Below are 5,395 nucleotides of genomic sequence, written 5' to 3'. Positions count from 1 at the left end.
GGTCTGGGTCGGGCAGCAGGCCCGGGCGGTGCAGCGGCGCGCCGCTGCGCGCCAGGCCGGCGGCCACGCGCAACGGCGCGGCGGGCAGCAGGGATTCGGCGAGGTCGGCGCCGCCCTGGGACGGATMCTTGGCGTCGCTGCCGTCGTGGTCGGCCTGGTCAAAGGCCGTTGCGGCAAAGACCGCGGGCGACCCGCGGTCCTGATCMGCACCGCCGGCCGCCACGGCGCACGCATGCTGCGTCCGGTCGGCAGGCAATCCGGTGTTGCCGCTTGCGMACACGCTAGCGCCTGCCCAGCTCTGGAAGGGCATGACGGCAAGCATCAGGAGCAGCAACAGCAAGMGAATGGGGCGCACGGAAAATACGTCTGGTTCGGAATCGTGGAATCGAATCGTGAATCGCAGTGTTCGACACGAAACCGTGCCAGGAATTCTACAGGATGCGGCATTCGCAGCGGTGCTGCCATCCCCGGTGGCGCAAGCCGCACTTGGATCGCTGGACCGGCCAGCGGTTCAGCCGAGGATCTTCTGCGCGGCACGCGTGCCCCACCAGGCAGCTTCCTCGAATACCGACAGGCCGGACAGGTCGGCGTGCGCGAACAGGATGCGGCCGTCGGCCGCGCGCAGCGCCGCGCTGCCGGCATTGGAGAGGAAGCCGGTGCGCGGCGAGGCCATGGCATGGCCGCGCACGGTGATCTCCACCGCATCCGCGTGGCGCCAGAAGGCGCGGCCGTAGACGGCGTGCAGGTCGGCGGTGGCATAGTCCATCAGCTCGGCGGGGCTGGCCCCGGCGAGCCAGCCGCGCACATCCGCAGGCGCGCGGGGAGCCGTACCCGTTGATGCGGCCGGGTCCAGCGGACAGTAGGCAGTGAAGACGGTGGCCGCCGGCATGGCCTGGCGGATCAGCTGGTGCGTGCTGACCACATAGCCCAGCCCGCGCCCGCCGTGGACCACGTTGTCCCAGGCCAGCGGCACGCCCGGCTGCTCGGGCGGGAAGCCGCGCAGGCGGAAGCTCGAGACCAGCCACGGCGCGCTGGGCGGAAGGTGCCGGGCGGGGTCGAAGCCGAACGCGCCAAGTTGCGCCACATGGGTGGCCACGTGCAGCGGCATGGCGCAGATCACGCGGCGCGCGCGGATGCGATACAGCCGCGGCGCGCCGGCCGCTCCGCCGCCGGGCCACCGCGCGCACAGCACCTCCACCTCGCGGCCTTGCTCGCGTACCTGCACGGCCATGCCAGGCCGGCGCCAGGGCCCGGCCCCGGCGCCGGCGCGGTGCGCATCGATGCGCGCCGACAGCCGCGTCACCAGCGTGTGCAGGCCGTCGGGCCAGGTCAGCACGGCGCCGTCGGCGGCGTTGGCGGCATGGCCGGCGCGGCTGGCKAAGTAGTACACGCCCGCCCAGGCCGAGATCACGTCATGGCCGGCGCCGTAGTCGTCGCGGCAGCAGTAGTCCACATAGCCATGCAGCGTCGGCGAGGTAAAGCCCTCGGCGCTCATCCACTGGCGCATGCTCTGCCGGTCCAGCGCGGTCCAGGCCGGGTCCTGCGAGGCGAGCGCCAGCGGAATCGCGAAGGCCTTGCGGCCGTCGCTGCCGCGCGCGTCCTTGAGCCGCTCCATGCGCGCMAGGAAGCGCGCGTGCTGCGCCGCCTCTGCCGGCGCSACGGCCTCGCTGGGCAGCAGGCCGTCGTGCCACTTGCCATCGAAGAACAGGCGTTCGTCCGGGGCATGCACCAGCGCGCGCTCGTCGAACTCCGGGCGCGGCGCGAACGGATCGCGCGCGATCACGCCGGTGTCGGCCAGCATCTCGCGGATGTGGACGGATTCCAGCGAGGGCAGGGGCAGGTAATGCGCGCCGCGCGGAAACGCCAGCTCGCCGAAGCTGCCCCCCGCCGCGTTGCCACCGAACTCCGGGCCCTCCACCAGCACGAAGTCGCGCATGCCCGCGCGCGCCAGTTGCCAGGCCGCGCTGAGCCCGGCCACGCCGCCGCCGAGAATGGCGACATCGGTCACGATCTCTTCCTGCGGCGCCGTCCAGCTMGCGGCGTCCCGCAGCGCATGGCCCTCGGCCATGCCCGGGCGCAGCACCATGGGCGCCGGCTCGCGCAGGCCGACCCCGGCCAGGAAGCGGCGCGCCTCGTCGCCGAGCTGGTCGCAGCCGGCCAGCAGGCCGGTGCCGGCGGCGCCCGCGGCAGCGATCAGGAAGCGGCGGCGGTCCATGCTCTCTCCCTGTGAGCGCCCGCACGGGTTGGTCCGGCAGCGCAGCGACGATGAAGCGAAGCTGTCCTGGCCCGGCGCGCGACCGCAGGCAGGACAAGCGGCACGGCAAGGCCGCGCGACGTCGCCAGGATCACGCTGAGGGTGCCGCTAGCGGATGACATTGCGCCAGTCCTGCTCGAAATCGTGCACCAGCGTCTGCTCGTTGAGCCGGTTCGGGCGCGCCTCGCGCGGCGCCATGTCGGCGGGGAAGCGGAACATCAGCGCGGTGCTGTCGGCATCGAGGAACCTGAGCGGCACGTCGTAGCTGGCCGGCGGCGTGTAGTCGGCGCGCTTGCCGGCCAGGATGAAGCCCCATTCGCCGAAGGACGGCACATAGGCGTGGTACGGCCAGGTGTGCAGCCCGGCCTCGCGCAGCGTGGCGTCGATGTCCCAGAACGAGCGCGGCGCGAAGTACGGCGAGGTGGACTGCACCACCGCATAGCCCTTCTCGGCCAAATGGTGCGAGAGCAGCTTGTACATCGGCACCGAGTACAGCTTGCCGAGGCCGAAGTTGGACGGGTCGGGCAGGTCKACGACGATGGCGTCGAACATGTCGTCGTGCTGCTCCAGCCACTGCGCGGCATCGGCGTTGACCACCTGCACGCGCGCGTCCTTGAGCGAGCCCTGGTTGAGCGCCACCAGCGGCGCGCTGCGCGAGAACAGCGTGGTCATGGCGGGGTCCAGGTCCACCAGCGTGATGTGTTCGATATTGCGGTGCTTGAGGATCTCGCGCACCGCCAGGCCGTCGCCGCCGCCGATCACCAGCACGCGCCGCGCCCACGGCAACGACTGCAGCAGCGGATGCACCAGCGCCTCGTGGTAGCGGTGCTCGTCGCGCGAGGAGAACTGCAGGTTGCCGTTGATGTAAAGGCGCAGGTCGTCCTTCCAGCGCGTGATCACCAGGCGCTGGTAGGGCGTGCTTTCGCTGTGGATGATCTCGTCGCCGAACATGCCGCGCTCTGCCCAGTGCGTGAGGCGCCCCGAGCCGGCGAAGCCGCCCGCCAGCAGCACCAGCACCAGCGAGGCGCGCAGCATGCGCGGCACCGCCGCCTTGAGTTCGTCGCGGAAGATATGGATGGTGACCAGCGCCACGCCGGCATTGAGCATGCCGAACAGGAAGCCCGTGCGCGACAGGCCCAGGCGCGGCGCCAGCACCAGCGGGAACACCAGCGACACCGCCAGCGCGCCGAGGTAGTCGAAGGTGAGCACGCGGCTGACCAGCTCGCTGAAGGCGGTGCGGCGCGCGTTGAGCACGCGCATCACCAGCGGGATCTCCATGCCCACCAGCACGCCCAGCACGAACACCAGCGCATAGAGCGCGGTGCGGAACGGCGCCGACAGCCAGGCGAACACCACGAACAGCAGCGCCGCCGAGACCCCGCCGATCAGCCCGATCAGGATCTCGATATCGATGAAGCGCGCCAGCACATCCTCGTCCTTCACGTAGCGCGACAGCCACGAGCCCACGCCCATGGCGAACAGGTAGCAGCCGATGATGGAAGAGAACTGGAGGATGGAGTCGCCCAGCAGGTAGCTGGACAGGGCGCCGGCGATCAGCTCGTAGCCGAGCCCGCAGGACGCCACGATCAACACCGAAAGAACAAGGGTACGGTCGCGCATCGGTTCAGGGACGATTCAGGAGCGGTCGGCGGGCGAGCAGGGCGGGTGGAAGGGGAGCGGCGCAGGCGCAGGCGTGGGCGCGTGCCGGCGCCCGGCGGATTGCAAATTGTTGCGATGAGCGGAAATGGACAACGATATACTTGAGCGCCACGCGCTACAGCGCTGCCGTTTGGTCGCGGCGCCGCGGAATCCGCCGGAGAACATCGATGATGCAAGGCATCTACGCGTACGTGCTGCACCTGCTGGCCGGCCTTGCCCTGTTGGCCGTGTTCGTCGGAGTCTACACCAGGATCACGCCGTTCCGCGAGTTCGCGCTGATCCGCCAGGGCAACCTCGCGGCGGCGCTTTCGCTGTCCGGCGCGATGTTCGGTTTTTGCTTCAMGCTGTCGTCCAGCATCCAGCACAACGACACCTTCGTGATGTTCCTGGTGTGGGCGGTGGGAGCCATGCTGGTGCAGGCGCTGGCCTATGCGGGCCTGGCGCGCGCACTGCCCGACATGGATGCGGCCATCGAGTCGAACAACGTCGGCATGGGCGGCCTGATGGGCGCCATTTCGGTGGTGGTCGGCGCCATCAATGCGGCGTGCCTGTCGTGACGCGCGCGGACCAACGCCCTTCCTGAACCTGCCCGCATATTGCCGAGAAACCTGGGGATCGCCATGAGCATCGGATCGTTCATCAAGAAGCAGTTCATCGACATCATCCAATGGACCGAGGACAGCGACGGCGTGCTGGCCTGGCGCCATCCGATGGAGGACATGGAGATCCAGTACGGCGGCAGCCTGACCGTGCGCKAATCGCAGATGGCGGTGTTCGTCAACGAAGGCAAGATCGCCGACGTGTTCGGGCCTGGCATGTACAAGCTCACCACGCAGACGCTGCCGGTGCTGACCTACCTGAAGAACTGGGACAAGCTGTTCKAGTCGCCCTTCAAGTCCGATGTGTATTTCTTCAGCACGCGCCTGCAGATCGKCCGCAAGTGGGGCACGGCGCAGCCGGTCACCATCCGCGACGCCGATTTCGGCATGGTGCGGCTGCGCGCCTTCGGCCTGTATTCGTACAAGATCGCMGATGTCGCGAAGTTCTATGCAGAGATCAGCGGCACGCGCGCCGAATATACGCGCGACGAGGTGGAGGAGCAGCTGCGCAACCTGCTGATCGCCACCATGACGTCMACGCTCGGCGGCGCCTCKGTGCCCTTCCTCGACATGGCCGCCAACCAGGCGCTGATGTCKCAGACCATCCGCGAGCGGCTGGCGCCCGAGTTCGAGCGCTACGGCGTGGCGCTGGACAACTTCGCGGTGACCAATGTGTCGCTGCCGGAAGAGCTGCAGAAGGCCATCGACACCCGCATCTCGATGGGCATGATGKGCGATATGGCCAGGTACACGCAGTACCAGGTGGCCAGCTCGATCCCGCTGGCCGCGCAGAACGAGGGCGGCGTGGCGGGCCTGGGCGCGAGCCTGGCGGCCGGCGCCGTGATGGGCCAGGCGATGGCTGGCGGGCTCGGCGCCGCCGCCG

The 5,395-nt window shown here is 69.6% G+C and carries 5 protein-coding genes; 2 read left to right on the top strand and 3 right to left on the bottom strand.

The window, feature by feature from the left end:
- The 3 genes from AC1DKV_RS40005 to AC1DKV_RS39995 form a co-directional block, all read right to left on the bottom strand.
- The coding region (locus tag AC1DKV_RS40005; RefSeq protein WP_477139703.1) for a hypothetical protein at nucleotides 1-355 on the bottom strand (355 nt) is incomplete at its 3' end.
- A gap of 156 nt (nucleotides 356-511) precedes the next feature.
- The gene (locus AC1DKV_RS40000; protein WP_477139702.1) at nucleotides 512-2,215 is read right to left on the bottom strand and encodes an FAD-dependent oxidoreductase; all 1,704 of its coding nucleotides are present in this window, start codon (nucleotides 2,213-2,215) and stop codon (nucleotides 512-514) included.
- 147 nt (nucleotides 2,216-2,362) lie between these two features.
- Nucleotides 2,363-3,874 (bottom strand): polyamine aminopropyltransferase, encoded by a 1,512-nt coding sequence (locus AC1DKV_RS39995; protein WP_441612935.1) that lies wholly within the window; start codon nucleotides 3,872-3,874, stop codon nucleotides 2,363-2,365.
- Nucleotides 3,875-4,083: 209 nt separating this feature from the next.
- On the opposite strand from AC1DKV_RS39995, the gene AC1DKV_RS39990 reads away from it, so the two are divergent.
- Together AC1DKV_RS39990 and AC1DKV_RS39985 are read left to right on the top strand one after the other, a co-directional pair.
- Nucleotides 4,084-4,470 (top strand): DUF350 domain-containing protein, encoded by a 387-nt coding sequence (locus AC1DKV_RS39990; protein WP_477139704.1) that lies wholly within the window; start codon nucleotides 4,084-4,086, stop codon nucleotides 4,468-4,470.
- A 63-nt stretch (nucleotides 4,471-4,533) separates the two neighbouring features.
- On the top strand, nucleotides 4,534-5,395 hold an 862-nt coding region (locus AC1DKV_RS39985; protein WP_477139701.1), incomplete at its 3' end, for an SPFH domain-containing protein.

The organism is Cupriavidus sp. 05T41, assembly GCF_056396525.1.
Note: the sequence above shows the minus strand (reverse complement) of the source record. Positions and strands in the feature narration are given on the sequence as shown.